General features: G+C 68.5%; 21 protein-coding genes. 4 read left to right on the plus strand and 17 right to left on the minus strand.

What is annotated here, in order from left to right:
- The coding region (locus tag AACH06_RS26345; protein WP_341428792.1) for a glycosyl hydrolase family 18 protein at positions 1-1,238 on the plus strand (1,238 nt) is incomplete at its 5' end.
- Between the two features lie 107 nt (positions 1,239-1,345).
- On the opposite strand, the gene AACH06_RS26350 is transcribed toward AACH06_RS26345, so the two are convergent.
- The 17 genes from AACH06_RS26350 to AACH06_RS26430 all read right to left on the minus strand — a co-directional run bounded on the left by AACH06_RS26350 (position 1,346) and on the right by AACH06_RS26430 (position 19,202).
- Positions 1,346-2,203: a hypothetical protein gene (locus tag AACH06_RS26350; protein ID WP_341428793.1), complete on the minus strand. Its 858-nt coding sequence runs from the start codon at positions 2,201-2,203 to the stop codon at positions 1,346-1,348.
- 24 nt (positions 2,204-2,227) lie between these two features.
- Positions 2,228-2,668, minus strand: coding sequence for a tellurite resistance TerB family protein (locus AACH06_RS26355; protein ID WP_341428794.1), 441 nt, complete (start codon positions 2,666-2,668; stop codon positions 2,228-2,230).
- Positions 2,669-2,705: 37 nt separating this feature from the next.
- Positions 2,706-4,523 (minus strand): AAA family ATPase, encoded by a 1,818-nt coding sequence (locus AACH06_RS26360; RefSeq protein ID WP_341428795.1) that lies wholly within the window; start codon positions 4,521-4,523, stop codon positions 2,706-2,708.
- Between the two features lie 37 nt (positions 4,524-4,560).
- Positions 4,561-5,253, minus strand: a complete 693-nt coding sequence (locus AACH06_RS26365) for a PspA/IM30 family protein (RefSeq protein ID WP_341428796.1) — start codon at positions 5,251-5,253, stop codon at positions 4,561-4,563.
- 100 nt (positions 5,254-5,353) lie between these two features.
- Positions 5,354-6,220, minus strand: a complete 867-nt coding sequence (locus tag AACH06_RS26370) for a hypothetical protein (RefSeq protein WP_341428797.1) — start codon at positions 6,218-6,220, stop codon at positions 5,354-5,356.
- Between the two features lie 13 nt (positions 6,221-6,233).
- Positions 6,234-7,097, minus strand: a complete 864-nt coding sequence (locus tag AACH06_RS26375; protein ID WP_341428798.1) for an ABC transporter ATP-binding protein — start codon at positions 7,095-7,097, stop codon at positions 6,234-6,236.
- On the minus strand, positions 7,094-7,891 hold the full coding sequence (locus tag AACH06_RS26380) for an ABC transporter permease (protein WP_341428799.1): 798 nt from the start codon (positions 7,889-7,891) through the stop codon (positions 7,094-7,096). The genes AACH06_RS26375 and AACH06_RS26380 overlap by 4 nt, the downstream gene beginning before the upstream one ends.
- Before the next feature lie 340 nt (positions 7,892-8,231).
- A complete protein-coding gene (locus AACH06_RS26385; protein WP_341428800.1) occupies positions 8,232-9,941 on the minus strand; it encodes an OmpA family protein in 1,710 nt (569 codons plus the stop codon).
- A 16-nt stretch (positions 9,942-9,957) separates the two neighbouring features.
- Positions 9,958-10,626 (minus strand): methyl-accepting chemotaxis protein, encoded by a 669-nt coding sequence (locus AACH06_RS26390; protein ID WP_341428801.1) that lies wholly within the window; start codon positions 10,624-10,626, stop codon positions 9,958-9,960.
- Between the two features lie 106 nt (positions 10,627-10,732).
- A complete protein-coding gene (gene glcF / locus AACH06_RS26395) occupies positions 10,733-11,992 on the minus strand; it encodes a glycolate oxidase subunit GlcF (protein WP_341428802.1) in 1,260 nt (419 codons plus the stop codon).
- A 1-nt stretch (position 11,993) separates the two neighbouring features.
- Positions 11,994-12,680: a class I SAM-dependent methyltransferase gene (locus AACH06_RS26400; protein WP_341428803.1), complete on the minus strand. Its 687-nt coding sequence runs from the start codon at positions 12,678-12,680 to the stop codon at positions 11,994-11,996.
- Positions 12,674-13,816 carry a glycolate oxidase subunit GlcE gene (glcE, locus tag AACH06_RS26405; protein ID WP_341428804.1) on the minus strand — a complete coding sequence of 381 codons (1,143 nt, stop codon included), beginning with the start codon at positions 13,814-13,816 and terminating at the stop codon, positions 12,674-12,676. The genes AACH06_RS26400 and glcE overlap by 7 nt, the downstream gene beginning before the upstream one ends.
- A gap of 63 nt (positions 13,817-13,879) precedes the next feature.
- On the minus strand, positions 13,880-14,779 hold the full coding sequence (locus AACH06_RS26410) for a hypothetical protein (RefSeq protein ID WP_341428805.1): 900 nt from the start codon (positions 14,777-14,779) through the stop codon (positions 13,880-13,882).
- 63 nt (positions 14,780-14,842) lie between these two features.
- Positions 14,843-16,351 carry an FAD-linked oxidase C-terminal domain-containing protein gene (locus AACH06_RS26415; protein ID WP_423222088.1) on the minus strand — a complete coding sequence of 503 codons (1,509 nt, stop codon included), beginning with the start codon at positions 16,349-16,351 and terminating at the stop codon, positions 14,843-14,845.
- Positions 16,352-16,433: 82 nt separating this feature from the next.
- Positions 16,434-17,147 carry a PhaM family polyhydroxyalkanoate granule multifunctional regulatory protein gene (locus AACH06_RS26420; protein ID WP_341428807.1) on the minus strand — a complete coding sequence of 238 codons (714 nt, stop codon included), beginning with the start codon at positions 17,145-17,147 and terminating at the stop codon, positions 16,434-16,436.
- Between the two features lie 97 nt (positions 17,148-17,244).
- On the minus strand, positions 17,245-18,222 hold the full coding sequence (locus tag AACH06_RS26425; protein ID WP_341428808.1) for a TraB/GumN family protein: 978 nt from the start codon (positions 18,220-18,222) through the stop codon (positions 17,245-17,247).
- The gene (locus tag AACH06_RS26430) at positions 18,219-19,202 is read right to left on the minus strand and encodes a fumarylacetoacetate hydrolase family protein (RefSeq protein ID WP_341428809.1); all 984 of its coding nucleotides are present in this window, start codon (positions 19,200-19,202) and stop codon (positions 18,219-18,221) included. The genes AACH06_RS26425 and AACH06_RS26430 overlap by 4 nt, the downstream gene beginning before the upstream one ends.
- A gap of 56 nt (positions 19,203-19,258) precedes the next feature.
- Here AACH06_RS26430 and AACH06_RS26435 point away from each other — a divergent pair, with 56 nt between their 5' ends.
- The 3 genes from AACH06_RS26435 (at position 19,259) to AACH06_RS26445 (ending at position 23,346) form a co-directional block, all read left to right on the plus strand.
- A complete protein-coding gene (locus tag AACH06_RS26435) occupies positions 19,259-20,509 on the plus strand; it encodes a DUF3108 domain-containing protein (RefSeq protein ID WP_341428810.1) in 1,251 nt (416 codons plus the stop codon).
- Positions 20,510-20,616: 107 nt separating this feature from the next.
- Positions 20,617-20,919, plus strand: coding sequence for a BTH_I0359 family protein (locus AACH06_RS26440; protein WP_341428811.1), 303 nt, complete (start codon positions 20,617-20,619; stop codon positions 20,917-20,919).
- 120 nt (positions 20,920-21,039) lie between these two features.
- Positions 21,040-23,346, plus strand: coding sequence for an ATP-binding protein (locus AACH06_RS26445; protein ID WP_341428812.1), 2,307 nt, complete (start codon positions 21,040-21,042; stop codon positions 23,344-23,346).
- Positions 23,347-23,393 lie beyond the last annotated feature (47 nt).

Below are 23,393 nucleotides of genomic sequence, written 5' to 3' on the forward strand. Positions count from 1 at the left end.
CCCCACCGCCCCCGCCACCGCCACCTCCGGGCACGTGCGACGCCTGGCAGGCCTCGGTGAAGTACGCCAAGGGCGCCCTGGTGACCGAAGCGGGTCAGGGCTACAAGGCGCTGACCAAGACGCAGGGTGAAGACCCTGCCACCCACCACGGCAAGAAGGGCAGCGGCGAGCCCTGGACCAAGACCAAGGCCTGCGACACGCCGCCCCCGCCCCCCAGCGGCGGCCACGCCTTGGTGGGCTACCTGCACGCCAGCTTCGCCAATGGCTCGGGCTACATCCGCATGGCCGATGTCAGCGACAACTGGGACTTCATCGACCTGGCGTTTGCCGAGCCCACCTCGGCCAATTCAGGCGAAGTGGTGTTCAAGCGCTGCCCGGCCAGCGAATGCCCGAACGTCGAGTCCGATGCCGACTTCCTGGCCGCCATCAAGGCCAAGCAGGCCAAGGGCAAGAAGGTGCTCATCTCCATCGGCGGCGCCAACGGCCAGGTGCGGCTGGAATCCGCCTCGGCCGTCACCGCGTTCGTCAACTCGGTCTCGGCCATCATCGACCGGTGGGGCCTGGACGGCCTGGACGTCGACTTCGAGGGCCACTCGCTGCAGCTCAACAGCGGCGACAAGGACGTGGCCAACCCGACGACGCCGGTGGTGGTCAACCTCATCAGCGCGCTGAAGCAGTTGAAGGCCAAGTACGGCGCCAAGTTCGTGCTGACGATGGCCCCCGAGACCTTCTTCGTGCAGTTGGGCTACAGCTTCTACGGCGGCACCTGCCTGAGCTGCGACACCCGTGCCGGCGCCTACCTGCCCGTGATCTATGCGTTGCGCAACGACTTGACGATGCTGCACGTGCAGGACTACAACTCGGGACCCATCATGGGGCTGGACAACCAGTACCACACGATGGGCAACGCGGACTTCCACATCGCGATGACCGACATGCTGATCACCGGCTTCACGGTGTCGGGCACGTCGTTCAACTTCCCGCCGCTGCGGCCTGACCAGGTCTCGATCGGCCTGCCGGCCAGCGGCAACGCGGGCGGTGGGTTCACCAGCGTGTCCGAGGTGCAGGCGGCGTTCAACTGCCTGACGCAGCTGCAGCAGTGCGGCAGCTATGCCCCGCGCACCCACTCACTGGCACTCAAGGGCCTGATGACCTGGTCGATCAACTGGGATCGCTACAACAACTACGAGTTCTCGACCCAGCACCGGGCCTATCTCGACTCGCTGCCCAAGCCCTGACGGGCGGCCGGGGTGTGCCGCACGCGGCACACCCTGTGCGGCGCCACTCAGGCCTCAAGACTTCAGGCCCTAAGACTTCAGACCCCAAGGCTTCGGGCGCCGATGCTTCAGGCGCCAATGCGGAAGAAGCGCGCGTGGTCGCGCTCGAACGCCTGGAAGCCGCGCTGCAAGGCCTGCACCGCCGAGGCGGTATCCGTGCCCACCAGAAAGCGCAGCGCGCTGTGGGCACCTTCGAGCGCATAGTCGAAGTGATCGGCCTCGACGCCGCCGCCATGGCCGCTGTGCACGCCCACCCAGGCATAGCAGCGGTGGGTACCGCCGGCCAGTTGCACGGTGCTTCGCATCAGGTGGTGCACGAGTGCCGGCTGGTGCTGGCGCAGGTGCTCGTCGATCAGCGAGAACTCCTGGTCGGCCAGCAGTTCGGAGCCCAGGTGATAGCCGATGCCCCAGAAGGCCTGGGCCGCCCGGCCGTCGCCCGCCGCCGGCTGTCCGGTGTAGCCGGCCAGCACGCCGTCGTTCACCGCCACCAATTCCGTCGGCTCGTCTTCCTCCAGCATCGCTTCGGGCAGGCTGAAGAAGTTCTTCATGCTGATCAGCGCCGCCTGGGCCATGCACCGGTGGCTGTCGCGAGCGGGGTTGATGTGATCGTCGTACTCGTCGCGCGCCGCATCGAAGAAGTAGCTGGCGATGAAGTTGCTGCGATCGGCCACCGCGCGCGGAAAGCCCGCTTCACGGAACAGCTGCCGGCTGCTGCCCAGAAGGCTGGACAGTGCCGACACGCCGTTGGCGAAGTGACCGTTCCACGACGCGTAGTGAACGAAGAAGCGCAGCAGTGATTCGCCGTCGGCCAACGGGGCCAAGCGATCGCGCACACGCTGCTGGGCCGCTTCGAAATCGACCAGCGCGCGCAGCGTGGCCTCGTTGACCAGGGCCGCCGGGGCGCCCGCATCTGAAACCTGGGTCATGGGCCGCTCCGGCTGCGTCAACGATCAAAGGGACTTGGACAGGGCCGCCACCGATTCGGCATCGGGCAGGTGGGCCAGCGAGCCGATCAGCGTGTCCTTCACCTGCTGCAGCAGTTCGCCGGCGCGCGCCTCGCTCACGCTGGCCTGGCGAGCCAGGCCCAGCACGAACTCGCGCTCAGCGTCGCTCAGGTGCCCATCGGCGTAGCCGGTCATGAAGCACATCAGCACCAGTTGCTCGGCAAAGTCTGCGTCGCCCCCGGCGGCCGCCAGCAACTCACCGGCCTGCGCATGGGTGTGGCCGATTTGTTCGAAGGCGGGCAGGCCGGCGCCCGCGGACTCGCTGTAGAACTTGCGAATCAGCGCCTCTTCGGCCGGCTGTACGCCGTCGACGTGGGCCACGGCCAGCATCGAGGCGGCCAGCGCCGAGACTTGGGCGGGGGTCAGGGTGTCGTTCTGGATGCTCACAGGCAGCTCCTTGGAAATCAGCGATCGTGAAAGGGGCTCAACGGCCCAGCGCACGCTGGCGCGCCGTGCGCAGCTGGGCCTGGATGTCGTCGAGGGTGAGGCCTTGGAAACGCGCCGGCAACAGCGACCGACGCGAGGTTTCGGAGACAGCGAGCAGCTCCATGAAGTGGATCATGTCGCGCTCCTGCGGGGGCATGAAGTCGTCCTTCGCCCGCTGCAAGGCCTCGAGCAGGCTCAGCGAAGGTTCGCGCTCGCGGAATTCGAGGCCCAGCAAGGTCAGGGCCTCGAGGTCGGCGTTCGAGTAGCCGGCCAGGCTGTCGCACAGCGCCGTCGTGCCCGCTTCGTCACACGCCAGGTTCGCGTCGTAGCGGCGCACCACGGCGCGCACGACGGCCGCGCGGTCGGCCGCCGTCTCGGCATAAAAGAAGGGGATCTTGCGGTCCATGCGACCGGGCCGCTTGATGTCGGTGTCCAGCTTGTCCGGACGGTTGGTCAACATGACGAACAGCACCTGGCCGCGGTTCTCCGTGTCGGACATGAACTCCTTCAAGCGCGCGATCACGCGTGAGCTGGTGCCCTCGTCGCCGCCCTCGCCGCCCGAGTTGCCGAAGCTGCGGTCGCCTTCGTCGATCAGCACCGCGATCGGGCCCATGGCCTTGACGGTGGCCAGCACGCGCTCGAGGTTCTTCTCGGTCGAGCCGACCCACTTCGAGCGGAAGTTCTTCAGCGCCACCGCCGACAAGCCGGCCTCTTTCAGGAAGGCCTTGATGACGAAGGTCTTGCCGGCGCCCATCGGGCCGACGGCCAGCAAGCCCATCGGCGTGAGCTTGCTGTCACCTTCGCGCAGCGAGCGGGCGATCTCCATCAGCTCGCCGGTGATGTGGGCGCAGCCGCCCACCGCCGACAGGCCATGCTTCGGTTCGACGAACTCGATGAGGCCTGCGCACTCCTTCTCGATCAGCTCGCGCTTGCGGGCGTGGATCAGCCGCAGCACGTCTTCGTCGAGATCGGTGGAGGGCACGCTCCGGGTGGGCTCGACCAGCTTGACGATCTCGTCGGCCGTCATGCCGGCCGTGATGCCGGCAAAGCGCTTGGCACGCTCGGCGGCGTCGGGCTGGCCGGCCAGCAGTTGCAGGATCAGCGCCTCGCGATCAGCCTCGCCCATCGCGCTGTTGCCGCTGGCGCGCATGAGGCTCTCGATCTGCACCGCGCGCAAGCCGGCCAGGCGCTCCGCATAACGGCGCACCTGCGCGTCACCCAGCTTCGGGGCCAGGTGCCGCACGATCTGAACCCGCGCCGCGTCGTCCGGCATCGGCACCTCGATCGCTGCCACCTTCGGGTTGTTCAGCAGGCTCTGGTTCAAGGCCCCCAGCGTCTCCACCACGATGAAGGTGATGTTGTCCGAGGTGTTGAGCTGGCGATCGAGCGACCAGCGGTGGAAGAGGTTGCCGACCTTGCGGTCTTCGGACGAGACAAAGCCCGCCTCCTCGCCCGGCATCAGCGCATCCGCATACGGCACGAACACCGCCGTGCCGTGGTTCTGACGCAGATGCCGCTCCAGGCTGTGCAGCTGCGCCATCAGGTCGCCCGCCTGGTCCAGCTCGACCAGGCCTTTCAGACACTGAACTCCGAACTCGGCCGACACCTCCACCACCGTGGGCTTGGTCTCCTGCACGAACGAGCCGGTCAGGAACGCCTTCAGGTCGACGAACTGACCGCCGATCAAGAAGCTGTCGAAGACGTTGCGGTAGAGCACGAAGGTGGACGCCTCGCCCGCGAGGTACTTCTCGCGCAACTCGTGCGCCCAGCTGGGCAGCTCGGGCTTGCGGGCGCCGGCGGCGTTCAACTCGGGCATCTCAACTGCTCCTTGGGCCGGAAGGGAGCGCGGGGGCTCACAAGCTCTTGCCGCCTGCGGCGTTGTTCGCCTCCATCGCCTTCTTCATCTGCTCGAGCTGCGCGCGCGCGGTGACGGCGCCGGCGCTGCGGTTGAGCGACTTCAGGCGCTGGTCCAGATCGGACTCGCGCAGCTCGGAACCGAGCTTGGCTTCGGCCACGCGGCCCTTGATGTGCTCGCGCACGCCCGCCAGCGCCTGCACCTCGGCGTCGATCGACAGACCATCGAGCGATTCCTGGATCTTGATGCGGGCCTGGGCGCTCTGGAACTTGGCGATCATGCGGTCCTTCTCGGACTTCAGGCGATCGATCTCGCCCTTCATGTCGAGCAGCGAGGCCTTGGCTTCCTCGGCGTCCTTGTCGGCTTCAGCAAAGTCGGCCTCGAGGCCCTTGATGTCTTCGTCCAGCGCGTTCTTCTTCTGGATCAGCACCATGGCCAGGTCGTCCTGGTTGGTCGCCAACGCGGTGTTGAGCTGGGTCGACACCTGCGACAGCTCGGCCTTGGCCGTCTGCAGCCGGCCTTCCAGATCAAGGCGGCGGGCGATGATGCGGCCCGATGCCTGCTTGAGCTTGGTGTACTTCTCGGTCATCGACGCGATCGAGTTCTGGTAGGCGATCTCCGGGTGCTCCTTCTCGATATCGGTCACCCACAGTGCCACGAACCCGGTCCACAGGTTCCAAAGGCGGCTCATGATTGCGTTGTTGGCCATGGTCTCGGTCTCGCTTCCTCTGCTTGTCTGAACAACGCCGCCGGTCCGGCGGCACCTGGGTATCAATATGGGTGCATGGGGGTCAATGGCGCTGGCCCACGGCACGGCGGGACGCCGCCGCCTGGGCGGCCTCGTACTCGGCCGCCGCCACTCCCACGCTGGCCAGCTCGTAGGGGCGCTCGATGTCGAGCGCGGCCTGTTCGGCCAGCTTGAGCTTGGACACCGACTCTTCCAGCAACTGGCTGATGTTTCCGTCCCGTGGCGCGCTCATCACCATCTGGTACACCTCTTCCAGCCGCACCGGCATCGCCACCAGCGTAGCCTCCAGCGCGCTGCGGCGCGACGCGATGCGCGCCTGCCGCGCGAGCGCCTCTTCATACTCGGCCTTGGCGCGGCGCAACTGCACCTGCTCTTCCTGATCGAGGCGGCCGCTGTCCAGGCGCTCGTCAACGGCGCGCAGCTTGCGGTTCACGCTGGACACGAATTCGTGGCTCTGCGGGTTGCGCAGCACGGCGTCGCTCAGGCACATGCGCAGGTAATCGAGCGTCAGATCGTCCAATTGCTCGACTTCGCGTGCCGTCAAGCTGGTGCTGCTGTCGCTGGCGGTGCGGTAGAGCGACGCCACGCGCTGGCACATCTGCTCGAAGCTGCGCAGGTGGTTCGAGCCGCCGTGCGCATGCACCTCACGCAGCAACGTCTCCCGGCGCGCCTCGCGCTGCTCACGGCGCTCACGCTCGTTCACCGCGAGCTGAAAGTTCGGCAAGCCGGGCACGATGGCCAGGCCGATCATCTCGAGTGCGGCCAGGCCGAGCAGGCCGAGCACCAGCGCATCGCTGCCGAACGGAAACGAAGCCAGGACCGAAGCCGCCGTCACGCCCAGCACCAGCGCCTGGTTGCGCTTGTGCCAGAGAAACGCCTTCCAGTACGAAGGCTTGGCGTCGTCGCTCATGCCCGGGCGCCCTTCACACCGTCACCCGCAGGTTGCCGCGACCACCCGTGGCGCGCAGGTGGCCGACGATCTGCTCGTGCAACTGGCGCGCCTCGGCACTCATCAGCCAATCGGCGCTGCGCGGCTGGCGCAGCGGGATGTGGATGTCTTCGATGATGCGGGCCGGCTGGCTTGACAGCACGATGACACGGTCGCCCACCAGCAAAGCCTCGGTGACGTCGTGGGTGACGAAGACCACCACGCAGGGGTGCGCCGCATGCAGCTTGCACAGCAGCGACTGCATGTTGCTGCGGGTCTGCGCATCCAGCGCGCCGAAGGGTTCGTCCATCAGCAGCACCTTCGGCCGCAGCACCAACGCCCGCGCCAGTGCGACGCGCTGGTTCTGGCCGCCGGAGAGCTGCGACGGGTACTGGTCGCGCTTGTCGGCCAGCCCCACCTCTTGCAGCATCTGGTCAACCCGCTCGCGCGCTTCTTTCTCCGGCACCCGGCGCTTCCACTCGGCGAACGAGAACGGGTACATGACGTTCTGCCACACCGTGAGATCGGGCCGGTTGGCGTAGTGCTGGAACACCATCACCGTGTCGGGATGCGGCCCTTCACAGGGAACGCCGTCGATCTCGACCCGCCCGGAGGTGGGTGTTTTCACGTTCCACGGGCGCACGCCGCCCAGCATGCGCAGCAGCGTGGACTTGCCGCAGCCCGACGCGCCCAGCAGCATGTTGATCGACGGGGCTTCGAAGCTCAGCGACACGCCATCGAGCACCCGCAGCGTCTTGCCATCGGGCTGCAGGTACTCCTGCACGATGTCGGTCGCGGCCAGCAGGGGCTTGGCCTTCGACACGGCCGCGGGCGCAGCCACGGGGGGCACCGCGCTCATTCCTTGGTCTCCCATTTGTACAGCGCGCGCTTGAGCGCCATCAGGCCCTGGTAAGTGAGCAAGGCCACCGCCATGATGACGATGATGCCGGCGAAGACCTGGTCGGTCGCGCTCAGGCGGCGGGCGTTGGCGATCAACTGCCCCAGGCCCTCTTGCGCGTTAACGTACTCGGCCACGGTGATGTACGTCCAGCTCACCGACACGCCGACGATGATCGCGTCCATGATGCGCGGCATCGCCAGCGGCAGCAGCACCTTGCGGATGCACTCCCACGGCGTGGCACCGATGTCCTGCGCGCTCACCAGGTAACCCTCGGGCACCGCGCGGATCGCATCGCGCACCAGCGGGGTGAGGTAGACGATCGAGCCGACGAACAGGAAGGCGATCTTCATGAACTCGCCGATGCCGAACCACATCACCATGATGGGCAGCAGCGCCGCCACCGGTGCCGAGCGGAACGGGTCGATCAGCGGCGAGAAGACGGCATTGATGCGAGGCGACGCCCCCATCAAAACGCCCAGCGGGATGCCGATCACGATGACCAGGGCCGAGGCCGTGGCCACCCGACCCACCGACCACAGCGTGGCCGCCGCCAGCTGGCTGTGGCCCTCGTACCAGCCCAGATAGGCCAGCGCCTGGGCCACCGCCCACGGAGACGGCAACTGGTTCTTGCTGAGCCAGCCGGAGGCCGAGAGCAAGGTCCAAATCAACAACACCACCACGATGCTGCCCAGCCCCAGCAGCCGCTGCTGCGACACAGGCAGGGCGCGGTAGGGGTTCCAGAAGTCGGTCATTAGAGCCCCTCGTCCAACGAGTACGTTGGCCGATCCCCCGCGGGGATGCGGGCCGGCTTGGGAGCGGCCCGGCGCTCGGCCCGCCCGGGGAGCCCCTCGTCCAACGAGTACGTTGGCCGATCCCCCGCGGGAATGCAGGCCGGCTTGGGAGCGGCCCGGCGCTCGGCCCGCCGGTGGAGCCCCTGGTCCAACGCGTACGTCGGCCGATCCCCCGGGGGGATGCGGGCCGGCTTGGGAGCGGCCCGGCGCTCGGTTCGCCGGGGGAGCCCCTCGTCCAACGCGTACGCCGGCCGGCGCTGCAGGCCGCGCCGACGGGCGGTCCAACTCGGATGGCTCATGTTTACTTGCTGAAGACCGCGAGGCGGGTCGAGCGGTTCAGCGCACGGCAGGCATCCAGCGTCATGTCCGCGGCCTCCGGGCGGGTCTCGTCGCACAGCGGGCGCGAAGAGCCGTAACCAGTGACCTTGAGCCGGGCGCGGGGCACTTCCCACTGCTTTTCCAGGTAGTCGGCCACGGCGCGGGCACGGGCCAGCGACAAAGCCTGGTTGGCCCCGGCGGACCCGACCGAATCGGTGTTGCCGCCCACCTCGAAGTAGGCGCTGCCGTTGTTCTCGATGAACGGCACCATCTCCTTGTCGATCACCTGCTGCGCCTTCTTCGACAGCTCGAACGAGCCCGACGCGAAGTTCACCGACACCGGCTTGGTCACCTGCGCCGGCGCCGCCAAGGCCGCCGCCTGGCCCTTCTCGGTGAAGGTCTCGGTGGGCTTGACGGCCTCGGCCTGCGCCTGGGTGTTGCGCTGCAAGGCCTTCTTGATGAAGCGCAGGTCGATGCTGTCCTGCGGCGGGATGACCGGCGACTTCGGGTTGGCCAGCGACCCCTCGCCACGGTAGATCTGGTCGAAGCGGGCGTAGACGCGCTCGTAGTGGTTCACGCCACCCGCCAGGCCGAGGATGCGGGCGTTGTCGGCCAGGTCGGTCCACAACAGGTTGTTGAACAGCGACTTGATGAACGACGTGCCCTCCTTGGCCGCCAGCAGCTTGAAGAACTCTTCGGTCTCCACCAGCGCCTTGACGGCATTGTCCGGATTGGCTCGCGCCGCCGTCACGCCTTCCATCCAGCCGTCGACGAAGGCCTGGAACACCGGCTCGTTCTCGGGCTTGGCCAGCTCGCGCTGGTCGCACACCATCATGTCGTAGATCAGGTTGGTGGCCGTCTTGGTCGAGTAGACGACGTGGGCACCCTTGGTCTCGCGCAGCGCCAGCGAGAGGTCCGGGTCCCACAGCACGGCGGCGTCGACGTTGCCCGCGGTGAAGGCCGCGCGCACGCCAGCGGTGCCTTCTTCGGGCTTGATGAACACCGTCTTGATCTGCCTCTTCTGGCGCGCCGTCAGCGACGCGTTGTCGATCGCGTCGATCAGCATGCCGTGCGACGGCGTGTATTGCAGCAGCGCGACCGTCTTGCCGGCCAAGTCTTCGATCTTCTGAATGCTGTTGTCGCGCGCGATCACCGCGTCACCACCCTGGGTGTTGTCGACCAGCATCACGCCACGGCCATCGTGGCCCGAGTTGCGCAGGTTGGGTTGCTCCTGCGCCCAGAAGTCGGAGGTGCGCCACGCGCACTGGGCCGTCTTGGCCTCGAACAGCGTGGTCAGCGTCGGGATGTCGTCGTTGATGACGAACTCGACGTTCACACCCAGCTTGGCGTAGATCGAGCCAGGCTGCGTCTTCAGGCTGTTGCCGTTGGCCACCAGCGCCGGCGCGTAACCGTGGAAGCTCACGATGCTGACCTTCAGCGGGTTGCCCGGGCTGCCCAGCTTGCCGCCGGCGGCCGCAGCCGGGCGAGCCGGCGCCGCGCCACCGGCGTTGGCGTTGCCGCCGCCTGTGTCATTGGCCGCATTGCCACCGCCCCCGAGGGTGGTGCCCGCGACGGTGATGCCTTCTTTCTTCAGCTTGTCCTTCAGCACGAAGTTCCAGCCGATCGAGCCCACGAGGCCCAGGCCGATGATCAGAAGAAGGCCCTTGGTGAGGCCGGTCATCTGGTAAGCCATTCCTGCCGCTTCCTTGTCAGGTGAGGTTGTTCTTGAATTGCGCAATCAGGCCGCGCAGATCGGCGGCCGTGCGGGAGAGCATCGCCAGTTCCTGGGTGACGGCCTCCTTGCGGGCCTGCAGCGCCGATTCGACCGCCGCGGCCTCCTGGGCACCGCGGGTCACCTCGCGGGTGAGCAGCGCTTCAAGGTCGCTGATCTGGCGCTTGACTTCAGCCACCGCCGCCTCCTGGCGCTGGCGCAGCGCGGCCAGTTCGGCCTGCGCCTGTTGCTCGGCTTCGCCCAGGCCCGCGCGCAGGCCCGAGGCATGCTGCTCGATGGCGCTGACCTTGGCCGCCGCGTCGGTGAGCGGATCGTCGATCGTCCAGGACTCGTCGGCCGCGTCGATCGCATGGATCGTCTGGCGGCGCATGGCCTCGTCCATCGCATTCAGCCCAGCCACCAGTCGCAGCAAACGCTCGGCGGGGTAGTGGCAGGGTGGCACGTTGGCCGCCGCGTAGACCTGGTCCAGCGACTGGCCTTCGGCAGCGACGATGCCCGCGGCCGAGGCGCGAGGCCCTGGTGGGCTGCTCTCAGGCAGGCCGGGTGCGTCGGGCGCAGGGCTGCTCTCGGCGACCGGTTCCGGCGCCGCGGTGTCGTCGGCCGGGCCGTCCTGGCGAACCAGTCCCGCCCGTTCCAACAGGCTCATCATCCCCTTCATCGGCCCTCCTGCTCGCTCGATGCTGCTGAACGCAGCGCGAATCCTCTCACATCCGACTCCCGTGCCGCGGAGATGCCGCGACACCTGAGCGGCGTCAGATCAGGGCGGCATCCAGGATTTCAACCCAGTGCTTGACCGGACGGGTGCTCGCCGACTGCAGATGCTGGATGCAGCCGATGTTCGCCGAGACGATGGTGTCGGCCGCAATCGGCGCGAGCGCCTTCACTTTGCGGTCGCGCAACTGGGTGGACAGGTCCGGCTGCAGCACCGAATAGGTGCCCGCCGAACCGCAGCACAGGTGCGATTCCATCGGCGCCGTCTGCACATCGAAGCCCAGCGCCGCCAAATGGGTCTCGACGCCGCCGCGCAGCTTCTGCCCGTGCTGCAGGGTGCACGGTGGGTGGTAGGCGAGCGGGATCGGGGCGGTGTCGGGGCCGCGCCTCGCCGCCAGACGCGGCTGGAGCGCCGGCACCAGGTCGGGCAACAGCTCGCTGAGGTCTTTGGTCAGCGCACTGATGCGGCGCGCCTTCTCCGCGTAGTGGGGGTCATGGGCCAGGGCGTGACCGTACTCCTTCACCGTCACGCCGCAGCCCGAAGCATTCATGACGATCGCCTCGACCCGGCCCGCATCGGTGAGCCCCTCGACCAACGGCCACCAGGCATCGATGTTGCGGCGCATGTCGGCCAGGCCGCCCTCGTGGTCGTTCAGGTGGGCCCGGATCGCGCCGCAGCAGCCGGCATCGTCGGCCACGAGCGTCTGGATGCCGGCGGCATCCAGCACCCGCGCGGTGGCGGAGTTGATGTTGGGCATCATCGCCGGCTGCACGCAGCCCAGCAGCATCAGCACCTTGCGCGCGTGGGTGCGCGTCGGCCAACGGTGGGCCAGCGCGTCGGCCGGCGGCGGCACCTTGGCCTTCAGCGCCTCGGGCAGCAAGGGGCGCACCCACTGGCCCAGTGTCATCGCCGGCCCGAAGGCGGGAGACGGCAGCCCTTCCTTCAGCAGCCACCGGGTAGCACGCTCCGCGGTGGGGCGCTCGACCTTGGCCTCGACCACGCGTCGGCCGATCTCCACCAGCTCGCCGTAGCGAACGCCGCTCGGGCAGGTGGATTCGCAGTTGCGGCAGGTCAGGCAACGGTCGAGGTGCAACTGGGTCTGCCGAGTCGGCGCCGAGCCTTCGAGCACCTGCTTGATGAGGTAGATGCGGCCGCGCGGGCCGTCCAGCTCGTCACCGAGCAGTTGGTAGGTGGGACAGGTGGCGGTGCAGAAGCCGCAGTGCACGCAACTGCGCAGGATGGCCTCGGCCGCTTCACCGTCGGGCGTGCCTTGGAACTCGGGCGCCAGGTGCGTCTGCATGTCAGATCAGGTCGTAGACCAGGGTCCAGTAGTAGGTGCTGTCGATCCAGCGCGGGTTCACCGCCCGGGGCCCGAGCACGGCCAGCGCCTCGTCGCGCGAGGGAAAGTTCTTCATCACCTCGTGCCAACTGCCGTCGGCCAATGGGCGCTGCTGGTAGGTGTTGCCGTCGGCATCGCGGCGCGCAATCGGGCGCGTGCTGCCCGGCACCTCGCGGTTGTCGCAGAAGACCACCCGGGCACCGGGCTGCAGATGCTGATGCAGCGTCTGCAGCCAGGGGCCCAGCCGTGCCTTCGGAATGTGCGACCACCAGAAGCCGGCGAACGCGGCGTCGAAGCGATCGTTGTCGGCCAAACCTTCGAAGGTGTAGGCGTCAAGCCGGCGCAAGCTGACCGCCGGCGGCATTCGCCGTGTCCGGGCGATCGCCAGGGTCTCAGGGTTCACATCGGTGGCCAGCCAACGAAGGGCACGCAAAGCCGCATGGGGTGTCCACCAGCCGGTGCCGCAGGCGATCTCGAGCACGCTTCGACCTTCGAACCACGTCGGCAACGCCGCTTCCAGTCGGCGGATATCGGCTTGGCGCCCCGGCTTGGCATACACCTCGTCGTACTCGGCCGCCCGACGGGCGTAGTAGGCCGCCATGCTGTCTGGCGTGGCTTCGCCCGGCGATGACGATGAAGGGGTCAGCACAGGTTGTCCAGGCGGCCGGGGTTGAAGAGGCGGTGCGGGTCGAAGGCCGCCTTCAGCGCCATCTGGAGGCGACGCTCGGCAGCGGGCACCGGCGCGCAGGCGCCGCACGACTTGTCGCCCAGCCAGACCATGGCATGGCCATTCGCCTCGGCCGCCACGTCGCGCACGCGCTGCGCCGCCGCGTCGGTGACGAGCCAGCGTTGGCCGCCACCCCATTCGATGAGCAAGGGGCCTCCGAGCTCCAGGCGCGGTGCGGCGGGGGCCACGGACAGACGCCATAGACGCGCACCGGAGGCCACGGCCTGGCGGGCTTGGTCGAAGTATTCATCGCGCTGGTCGCGAAGGCCGTTCCAGAAGCCATCGGCCAGGTGCTCGGGGATGAGCTCGCCACCCAGGCGCTGGGTGGCGGAGGCGACCGCCGCCCGGGCGCCCTGCAGGCGCACGATCAGCGCGCCATCCCACCAGGCACTGGCCGACAGCGGCAGCGGCTGGCCGGCCCATTCGTTGACCCGGCGCAACGCGGTGGCCTGGTCGAGGTCGAAACGCAGTGTCTGCCGCGCTGGTGCCACCGGCAGCACTTTCAGCGACACCTCGGCGATCACCCCAAGTTGGCCCATCGAGCCCGCGAGCGCACGCGAGACGTCGTAGCCGGCGACGTTCTTCATCACCTGGCCACCAAAGCTCAGCACTTGAGCGCGGCCGTTGACGAGGGTGGCGCCCAAGAGATAGTCGCGCACGCCGCCCACGGCCGACCGCGCCGGCCCTGCCAGGCCAGACGCCACCATGCCGCCCACCGTGCCGGGGAAAGCGCCATTCGCCGAGGCGGCGGCCACTACGCCCAGGGGCGGCAGTCCCAAAACTGCGCCCAGGCGCGGCGGTTCGAAAGGCAGGCACTGGCCCTTCTCAGCCAGCGCAGCCTCCAACTCGGCCAACGGGGTGCCGGCGCGCACGGTGACCACCAGTTCCGACGGCTCGTAGGCGCTGATGCCGCGCAGCGGCTTCACATCCAAGGGCTCGCCCTGCGGTTCGCCACCGAGAAAGTCTTTCGTGCCACCGCCAAGGATGCGCAACGGACGTTGCGCCTGCGAGGCTTCGCGCACCGCCTCGACGATCGTCTGGAGGGCCTGGTCAACCATGGCGCCTCCTCGGGCCCGCGTTGCATGGCCATGCCGGCGACCTCGCGGCCCGGCAAGACCGGGTCAGGGCTGCACGCGCGCCACCGGATAAAGGCTGCCGGTGAACCGGAGGCTGGTGTACTCCAGCCCGAAGGGGTCGTAATAGCCCGCCTGCCCGCGGGGCGGCGCCCCCGCGCTGAAGTCGGCCGGCACCGCGCCCCGGCCACGGGCGGGCGGCGCTGCCACCACGCCGAAGCCCAGGTAGCCGCCCGGCCGCGCCACCCAAAGCTGGCTGCCATCGGTGGACAAGCCCGTGCTGGCCGGCAGGACGACGCTGTTCGCCCCGGTGGCATCGCGGTAGTAGACGACGTCCTCGTGGCGGCGCATGGTGAGATGCCAGTCCACCAGCTGGGCGGCGCCGATCGCACCCGTGCTGCCGTCGGTGGTGATGGTGCCCGCCACGGTCGCACCGCTGGCAAAGGTGATTGGCAGCACCTTGAACTGGGCACTGCCCGGTGCCGCCCGCGCCACCACCCGCCAACCCTGCGCGTCGACCGGCAGATCCAGGTACTCGAAGTCGGCGCCGTACTGGTAAAGCGCAAAGCCCATGCCCGGCGGCCAGCCGGCCGCGTAGTTGGCCAGGTGCACGCTCACCTCGGGCGCCACCGTGCCGAAGCTCAGGGCACCGCCCGCCCCATCCGCTCTCGCGGCGACACGCAGCTTGCGCCCATCGGCCGTGACCGCCACCCCCAGCACATTCTGCGGCGGTGCGTTCGCCGGCGTGTAGTCGTAGCGGGTCGTGCGGCGCAGCGTGATGCGCCAGCCCACGATCTGCGCCGGCGTCAGGGGCCCGACGGTGCCGTCGGTCGTCACCGTGCCGGTCATCGTCAAGCCACTGGGCAACTGGACCGGGGTGAGTTGAAAGTCCGCCGCGGCGGCCGAAACAGCCGTGGCCGAAAAGATCCAAGCGAACATGCACTTCATGGGTCGTCCTCCAGGGAGCCGACCCATCATGGCGCGTCGAAGACAGTGCGGCCTTACGCGAGATCAAAACCGCTCCAGTTCCGGGAAGGGCAGCAGCCCGCGCCGGACATGCATCTTTCCGTACTCGGCGCACCGCTGCAGCGTGGGCAGCAGCTTGCCGGGATTGAGCAGCTCGTCGGGATCAAAGGCCGATTTCAGCGCTTGCATCTGGGCGATCTCGTCCGGGCTGAACTGCACGCACATCGAATTCAGTTTCTCGACGCCCACCCCGTGCTCGCCAGTGACCGTGCCCCCCATCGCGACGCTGGTCTCCAGGATGTCGGCGCCGAAGAGCTCAGCGCGGTGGAGCTGGCCGGGATCGTTCGCATCGAACAGGATCAGCGGGTGCAGGTTGCCATCGCCGGCGTGGAAGACGTTGCAGCAGCGCAGGCCGTACTTCGTCTCCATCTCGGCGATCGCCATCAGGATGTCGGCCAGGCGCTTGCGCGGGATGGTCGAGTCCATGCACATGTAATCGGGGCTGATCCGGCCCGAGGCGGGGAAGGCGTTCTTGCGGCCGCTCCAGAACTTCAGGCGCTGCGCTTCGTTGGCCGAGACCTCGAGGCGGGTGGCGCCGCAACCCGAGAGCACCTGGCTCATGCGGCCGATCTCTTCCTCGACCTCTTCCGGCGTGCCATCGCTCTCGCACAGCAGGATCGCCGCCGCGCTGAGGTCGTAGCCGGCATGGACGAAGTCTTCCACCGCCGCGGTCATCGGCTTGTCCATCATCTCCAGCCCGGCCGGGATGATGCCGGCGGCGATGATCGCGGCCACCGCATCGCCGGCACGCCGGATGTCCTCGAAGCTCGCCATGATGCAGCGCGCCAGCGTGGGCTTGGGCGTGAGCTTGACGGTGACCTCGGTGATGACCGCCAGCAGGCCCTCGCTGCCGACGATCAGCGGCAACAGGTCGAGCCCCGGCGCATCGAGCGCGTCGCCACCGAACTCGACCGGCTCGCCCTCGATGGTGAAGCCGCGCACCTTCATCACGTTGTGCAGCGTGAGGCCGTATTTCAGGCAGTGCACGCCACCGGAGTTCTCGGCCACGTTGCCGCCGATGGTGCAGGCAATCTGGCTGGAGGGATCGGGCGCGTAGTACAGGCCCAGCGACGCGGCCGCCTCGCTGATGGCCAGGTTGCGCACGCCGCACTGCACCACGGCCGTGCGGCTGAGCTTGTCGAGCTTGAGGATGCGGTTGAACTTGGCCAGCCCCAGCGTCACTCCCATCGGGTGAGGCATGGCGCCGCCGGACAGCCCGGTGCCGGCGCCACGCGCCACCACGGGCACCTTCAAGGCGGCGCAGGTGCGCAGCACCGCACTCACCTGGGCTTCGGTCTCCGGCAACGCCACCGCCAGCGGACGCTGCCGGTAGGCGGTCAGGCCATCACACTCATAGGGCGTGGTGTCCTCGTCGGTCCACAACAACGCATGCGCCGGCAGCACGCCCTGCAGCGCGGCCACCACCTGGCGCTGGCGGTCAGCACGCGCCAAGGTCGGCAGCAAGGCCTCGGCCGCAGACGAAGGATCGGTCATCGCAGACATGGGCGGCGACTGTAGCAACCCCAACTGAATCGGGGCTGAAGACCAACGTTGCGACCGAATGGGTGCGGCCGAATCAGGCGCGCTTCCTCGCCGGGGCCTTCTTTGCGGGGGCCGCGCGGCCTGCCGCCTTGACGCCCCCTTCAACCGCCTTGGCAGCAACCTTGGAAGCCACCTTCACCGGCACCTGCGTGCCCAGCTCGACCGCCCGCTTGATCGTCTCGCCCGCGGCATCGAAGCTTTGCTTGACCATCGCGCCGGCCAGGTTCTTCGCCGCGTCGGTGGCGCTGTCCTTCAACGTGCTGGCCGCCAGCGACGTGAACTGCTTGGTGAGAGCGCCCCACCATTGCATCGGGTCGACCGTGCCCATCGGGGTGGCCACCGTGGCAGCCCCCGCCTTCGCGCCGCGTTTGGCGGCGGCCTTCTTGCCGGCCGGCTTGGCGGCCGGGGTGTCGTCGGCATCGCTGTCGGCCTCCGGCTCGACCTCCGGCACCTTCAGCTTGATCGAGTCGCGCAGCTCGCCCATCTGCACATTCATCGTCTTCAGCGTCGACAGGGTCATGCGCTGCACTTCAAGCGCCTGGATGGTGGCGCCGAGCATGCGGGCGTTCTGCTCCAGCCAGAACTGCACCGTGCGCAGTTCTTCAATGCGCTTTTCCAGCTCTTCCGGGTTGAGCGTCGGCGCGATCCACTGACCCATGTTGGGCAGGGCGGCGCCAGCGTTCTTCACCAGGCCCTGAAGGAAATCGAAGCCCGGAACCATCTTGGTGAAACCGGCGGCATCGGCCATCACTCGCCCCTTTTCGCTTGCTGGGATGACGACGATGGTACGCCCGGGGCGCCGCCAAGGCGCTACGGGTCGAACCCATGCGGACCGGGGTGTTTCTTCAGCGCGACGCCGAAGCCACGCCCGCCGGCTCGATGCGGCGGACCTCGAACCCGCGCGCCTGCAACAACGCCGGCACGCCCTGGTCGCCAATCATGTGCAGCGCCCCCACGGCCAGGAACAGCCGCTCGCCGGCTTCATGGCGGCGCTGCAGGGCATCGGCCATCGCGACGTTGCGGCCGTCGATCAGGCGGCGCATCAACGCGCGGTCGTCTTCGGTATCGACGCAGCGGCACCATTCGGCGTAGCTGCTCAGCTCCTTGAAGTCCGAGCGGGCCCAGGCTTCGGCCAGGCGTTCGAGCGTGGGCAAGGCACGCCCGCTCTCCAACTCGGCCAGCGCGTGGTCGACGAATTCTTCCGTCTCGGCGGCGGTGGGCTGCAACAGCAGACCGATCTGGCTCTCGGGTGATTCGAGCGACAGCACCGGCTTGGCCAGCACGCGCGCGTAGCCGGCGAGGAAGCCGTCGATGCCGTAGGCCGGCTCGAGCCCCGCCTGGCGGCCCACCATCACGGTGAGGGTGACGGCCTGCATCTCCGGTTTCAAGCCCGCCAGTTCAGGCCCGGCGCAGTTCTTGTCCATCTGCGCGCGCAGTCGGCGCTGCAGTACCGGCGGCAAGGCGCGCTGCTCGGGCCCGGCCGCCAACACGGCCATCAGGCGGCGCTGGATGTCCGGGTCCAGCATATCCATCTCCAGCGCGACCTTGTCGACGGCCGACAGCGCGTCGCGCACCTGCGGGCCGGGGAACATCCACGGCTTGCGCGCCACGTGCAGCGTTCCATACAGCCACGACACCTGGCCGCCCTTGCTGACGCGCCACAGAAACCCACGGTCCACCGCCTGCTGCATGCCGCGCTGCACCTCGTCGGCCGCCAGCGGCACCGGTTGCGGCGGGCAGCTCTGGGCGGCTTGCGCCGGCACCGCCCAACAGGCACCGAGTGCGGCCAGCGCCGCGATGATCCAACCCCACAGGCGTTTCATGCCGGCTCCACCACGGTTTGCTCGATCGCGCCGAACACGCTGTGCCCGTCGCGCCCCTTCATCTCGATGCGGATGGTGTCGCCGTACTGCATGAACGCCGTCTTGGCTTCACCCTGCTCGATCATTTCCAGCGCCCGCTTTTCGGCGATGCAGCTGTAGCCATGCGAGGCATCCTTGTTGCTCACCGTACCAGAGCCGACGATCGCGCCGGCGCGCAGGTGGCGTGTCTTGACAATGTGGGCGATCAGCTGGCCGAAGTGGAAGTTCATCTCCGGCCCTGCCTCGACCACGCCCACCTTGCGGCCGTTCCAGCTCGACTGCAGCGTCAGGTGGACCCGCCCGCCCTTCCAGGCGTCGCCCAGTTCGTCGGGTGTGACGGCCACCGGGCTGAAAGCCGTGGCGGGCTTGCTCTGGAAGAAGCCGAACCCCTTGGCCAGCTCGGCGGGCACCAGGTGGCGCAGCGTCCAGTCGTTGGCCAGCATCAGCAGCCGAACCCCCTCCAACGCCTGGGACGGCGTTGCGCCCATCGGCACATCCCCGGTGATCACGGCGATCTCGGCCTCGAAATCGATGCCCCAATCGACACTGGCCACCGGCACGTCGTCGCAAGGGCCGAGGAAATCGTCGCTGCCGCCCTGGTAGACAAGCGGATCGCCCAGGAACGATTCGGGCATCTCTGCGCCGCGTGCCTTGCGAACCAGCTCGACGTGGTTCAGGTAGGCCGAGCCATCGGCCCACTGATAGGCCCGCGGCAGCGGGGCCATGCACATCGCCGGGTCGAACGGGAAGGCGTGGCGGGCCTTGCCCTGGTTCAGCGTCGTCGTCAGGTCCTGCAACTGGGGTGACAGGAAGTTCCAGTCGTCCAGCACCTGCTGCAGCCGCGTGGCGATGCCGGTGGCGTAGTGCGCGGTGGCGAGGTCACGCGAAACGACGACCAGTTGGCCGTCGCGTGAACCGTCCTTGTAGGTGGCGAGCTTCATGGGTGTGATCGGGTGCCGCACGATCGGCGGCCAGAACTGATGGCACCATTGTGCCGATGCCCTGGCCCGTCTTCGGTTTTCCCGTTTCCTCGCAGTTGCCGGCCCGCCCCTCGGCGGTCCATTGGCGCCGGCGTGGGCAGGTTGGCGGGCTGGCTTTGGCCGTGCTGGGGGCACACCTGTGGTTGATCGGGCCGATTCAGCAGCCCATCGGCCGGACACCGGGTGAGCCACCGACCATCCAGCTGGTCACGCTGCCGCCAGCGCAGGCCCCGCGGATCGAACCCGAGGGGACGGCGGCGCCTGAATCCGCCGCACCTGCGACCACGTCCGCACCCACGCCCGCACCCACGCCAGCGAAACCGCCCGCCGCCCAGCCCCCGCAGGAAGCGCCCGCACCGCCTGAGACGGCCCCGGCACCCACCGAGCCCGCACCGGCAGCGGAGCCCCCGGTGGCAGCGCCCTCGCCCACCGATGGCCCGATCGACTGGGCGGCAGGCCCTCCGCCGCCGGACCCGGTGTCGGGCACCGACTCCCCGGTGGAGCTGCCCGACATGGTGACGGCCGCGCCCGTGCCGGGTACCGTGGCGGGTCAACAGGACGTCGACGGCGGCGGCCGCCCGCCGATCTACACCACCCAGCGGCCGGAACAGGCGTTCAAGCTGGACTACCGCATCGAACGCGGCGACGACGCCGGCACCGGCCAACTGAGCTACGAGTTGCGCACGGGCGGCGTCTTCGTGGCCCGCTTTTCGGCCGAGATCAAGGGCAAGGTGGTGCACGACTACGTCTCGCGCGGCTTCTTCAACTCGGCCGGCTTCGCGCCCCAGCGCATGGTGGAGCGCCAGCGCGGCGTGGAGACGCGGGCCATCAACTTCCAGCGCGAGCAGGGGGTGATCACCTTCTCCGGCTCGACGCGTGCGATCGCGCTCTATCCCGGCAGCCAGGACCGGACCAGCGTATTGCTTCAGTTGGTGGCGATCGCACAGGCCCAGCCGGAGGGCCTGCGCAGCGGGCAACGCATCCGCCTCCAGGTGGCCACCCTGCGTGGCGTGGCCGACGAATGGAGCTTCGAGGTCGTGGGCGACGAGGTGGTGCAGCCGGGCGGCAGCCCGATTCCGGTGGTGCACCTCAAGCGCGAGCCGGCCGCCCCGTTCGACCAGCGTGTCGAGCTGTGGCTGGCCCGGCAGGCCGGCCATCTGCCGGTGGGCATCCGCTTCACCCAGGTGCCCGGCCGCTTCAGCGAAGCCTACTGGCTGAGCAGCCCCCTACCGCCGCCACCGGCGGCCTCTGCGCCGTCCACGCCCTGAGGGCGGCCCAGGCCCGTGAGGCGATCTCAGGGCTTGAATCGGGCGGGTCGGCCTCCATGTGCTTGGCATGGGGCCTGCTTCGCCCCGCCGTTCAAGGAGCTCAACGCATGAACCTGGTCTACAACTCCGACAGCTTCGCCGTGGTTCAAATCTCGCTGGAGCAGGCCGACGACATGCCCAGCAGCAGCGCCGAAGGGGCGTCGACCAGCCATGCCGAAGTCGTTCGCGGGGGCTACGAAATCGTCGACAAGGCGGCCAAGAAGGGCATCTTCATCAAGGGCGCCCTGGCCGAACGCTTCCGCGAAGGGGTGGAAGCGCTCGCCGGTGACGGCGAGCCCAGCACCGAAGACATCGATGACTACATCGCCGGCTACACCCAGTTGGCCCAGCAGCCCTTGATCCTGCACTGACCGGCCCCGAACGCCCCGGTGCGCGGCGGGGCTTGCCCTGCTGCGGCGGCTGCGCCAAGATCGACGGCACTTCGACGGCGGCGGCGCAGGCACGCGGCCGCCGCCGGTGGAGGAGCCGAAGTGGTCAAGCGTCTAGCCGATGCACGCGTGGTGCTGTCTCCCGGCCTGGCTGATGCGCCAGTGCTGGATCGGCTGTGCACGCATTTCGTGTTGACGCTCACCCTGGCGCAGGCCGGGCGCCTGAACCTGCGCCGTGACTGGGGCGGGCTGATCGGCCTGACCGGGCGTCACCTCGTCTGGCCGCCGGCGGTGCTGCATCGGCTGCGCGCGTTCCTGCAGCGCCGTTGCATCTCGAACAGCCACTGGGCGGGCCACGAGAAGCTCTCCGACGACGCCTTCATCGCCCGGCACGGCGCCTGGCACGGCCCCTACGAAGAGGGCTCGCTCTTTTTCTACATCGACGAGTACATCAAGGACGCGCCCAAGGATCTGCTGGCCACGCTGAACACCACCGCCGAGTGGCTCGATCGCGACCTGAAGAAGCAGGCGACGCTGGTCGAGAAAAACATCGACGCGCTGGCACAACTGCTGCAGCTGAATCCGGCCGAGCGCGCGCTGCTGCTGTACGGCACGCTGGCGCGCTATCAGCGCGAGCTGCGCGGCCTGCTGGTGGAGTTCAAGGTGTCCAATGCCCAGGAGGCGTTCGCGATGCTGGCGCACGTGGCAGGCGTGGACGAACGCGAAGTGGCCGAGGCGCTGCGCGCCGGCTCGCGGCTCGAGCGCATCGGCATGGTCGAGAACCTGATCTCGGAGCACAACATCACCGATCTGGCCGATCTGATGAAGGTCAGCGAACAGCTGCCGCCGGTGCTGATGCGCGAATACCGCGATCCGAGCGACCTGATGGCAGTGTTCACCCGCCCCGCGCCGCGCACCGGCCTCGTGCCTGGTGATTTCGAGTTCGTGGCCGAAGAGGTGAAGGTGCTGTGCGCTTTGCTGCAGCGTGCGGTTGAGCGCAAGGCGCCGGGCGTGAATGTGCTGCTGTACGGCCCACCGGGCACGGGCAAGACCGAGCTGGCCAAGGTCTGCGCCCAGGCGGCCGGTCTGGAGCTCTACGAGGTGGAATACGCCGACCGCGACGGCAACTCGCTGACCGGCCGCGACCGCTACCGCTCGCTGCAGATCAGCCAGGTGTTCCTCAAGGGCAGCGTCCGGGTGGCCCTGCTGTTCGACGAGGTGGAAGATGTCTTCCCGGCCATCCCCAGCGACACGGCCCAGCTGATGGCACGGCTCGATGCGGGCGATGGCGCGTCGTCGGCCAGCGTGAGTGGCAAGGCGTGGGTGAACCAGATCCTGGAGGCGAACCCGGTGCCTGTGATCTGGATCACCAACCGCATCGAGCAGATCGACCCGGCGTTCCGCCGCCGCTTCCAGTACCACCTCGAGCTGAAGTCGCCGCCGCCCGGTGCGCGCGAGGCGCTGGTGGCCCGGGCCCTGGCGGGCACGCAGGTCAGCGAAGGGTTCGTCACCCGGCTGTCCAGCCGGCGTGGGTTGACGCCAGCCCAGATCCGCACGGCAGCGCGGTTTGCCGAGCTGGCCGGAGCCCCGGACGAGGTGGAAAGCCTGATCGAGCGGCAACTGGCGCATGCCGATCTCGCGCTGGGCAGCGCCCACCAGCGCGAACGGGGTGCCCGCGCAAGCGTGACTCAGTACGACCTGGGCCTGCTCAACGTCGAGTCGCGCTTCGGCGTGCCACAGGTGGTGGCGGCGCTGCAGCGCCGTCCGCATGGTGCGTTGTGCTTCTTCGGCCCGCCGGGCACGGGCAAGACGGCCCTGGCCGAGCACATCGCCAGCGCACTGGGTCGGCCGCTGATGGTGCGCCAGGCCAGCGACATCATGAGCAAGTTCGTCGGCGAGACCGAGGCCAACATGGCTCGCATGTTCGACGAGGCGGCCAACGAAGAAGCCGTGCTGCTGCTCGACGAAGCCGACAGTTTCCTGCGCAGCCGGCGCTACGCCGAGCGGCACTACGAGGTCAGCGAAGTCAACGAGATGCTGCAGGGCATGGAGCGCTTTCCGGGTGTCTTCATCTGCACCACCAACCTGTTCGAAGACCTGGACGAGGCTGCGCTGCGGCGCTTCACCTTCAAGATGCGATTCAGGCCGCTGCAGCAGGAGCAGCGGCTGGCGATGTTCACCGCGGAGGCGCTGGGCAGCGACGCCGCTGCCCTCACCGACGAACAACGGCAGCGGTTGTCGGCCCTGGACGAGCTGGCGCCGGGCGATTTCGCCGCAGTGCAGCGCCAGGCCGACGTGCTGGGCGCCCCCTTCACCGCCGATGAATTCCTGGCTCAGCTGGAAAGCGAGCACCGGGTGAAACCCGAGGTGCGTCACCGCAGAGCGGCGGGTTTCACGCAAACTCCATGAATGTTTCAGGCACTGACGACGTGCCTGTGTGCCTCGGGCCAATAATG

Origin of the sequence: Ideonella lacteola, assembly GCF_038066555.1 — a bacterium.
In the GTDB taxonomy this organism is placed as follows: domain Bacteria; phylum Pseudomonadota; class Gammaproteobacteria; order Burkholderiales; family Burkholderiaceae_C; genus Ideonella; species Ideonella lacteola.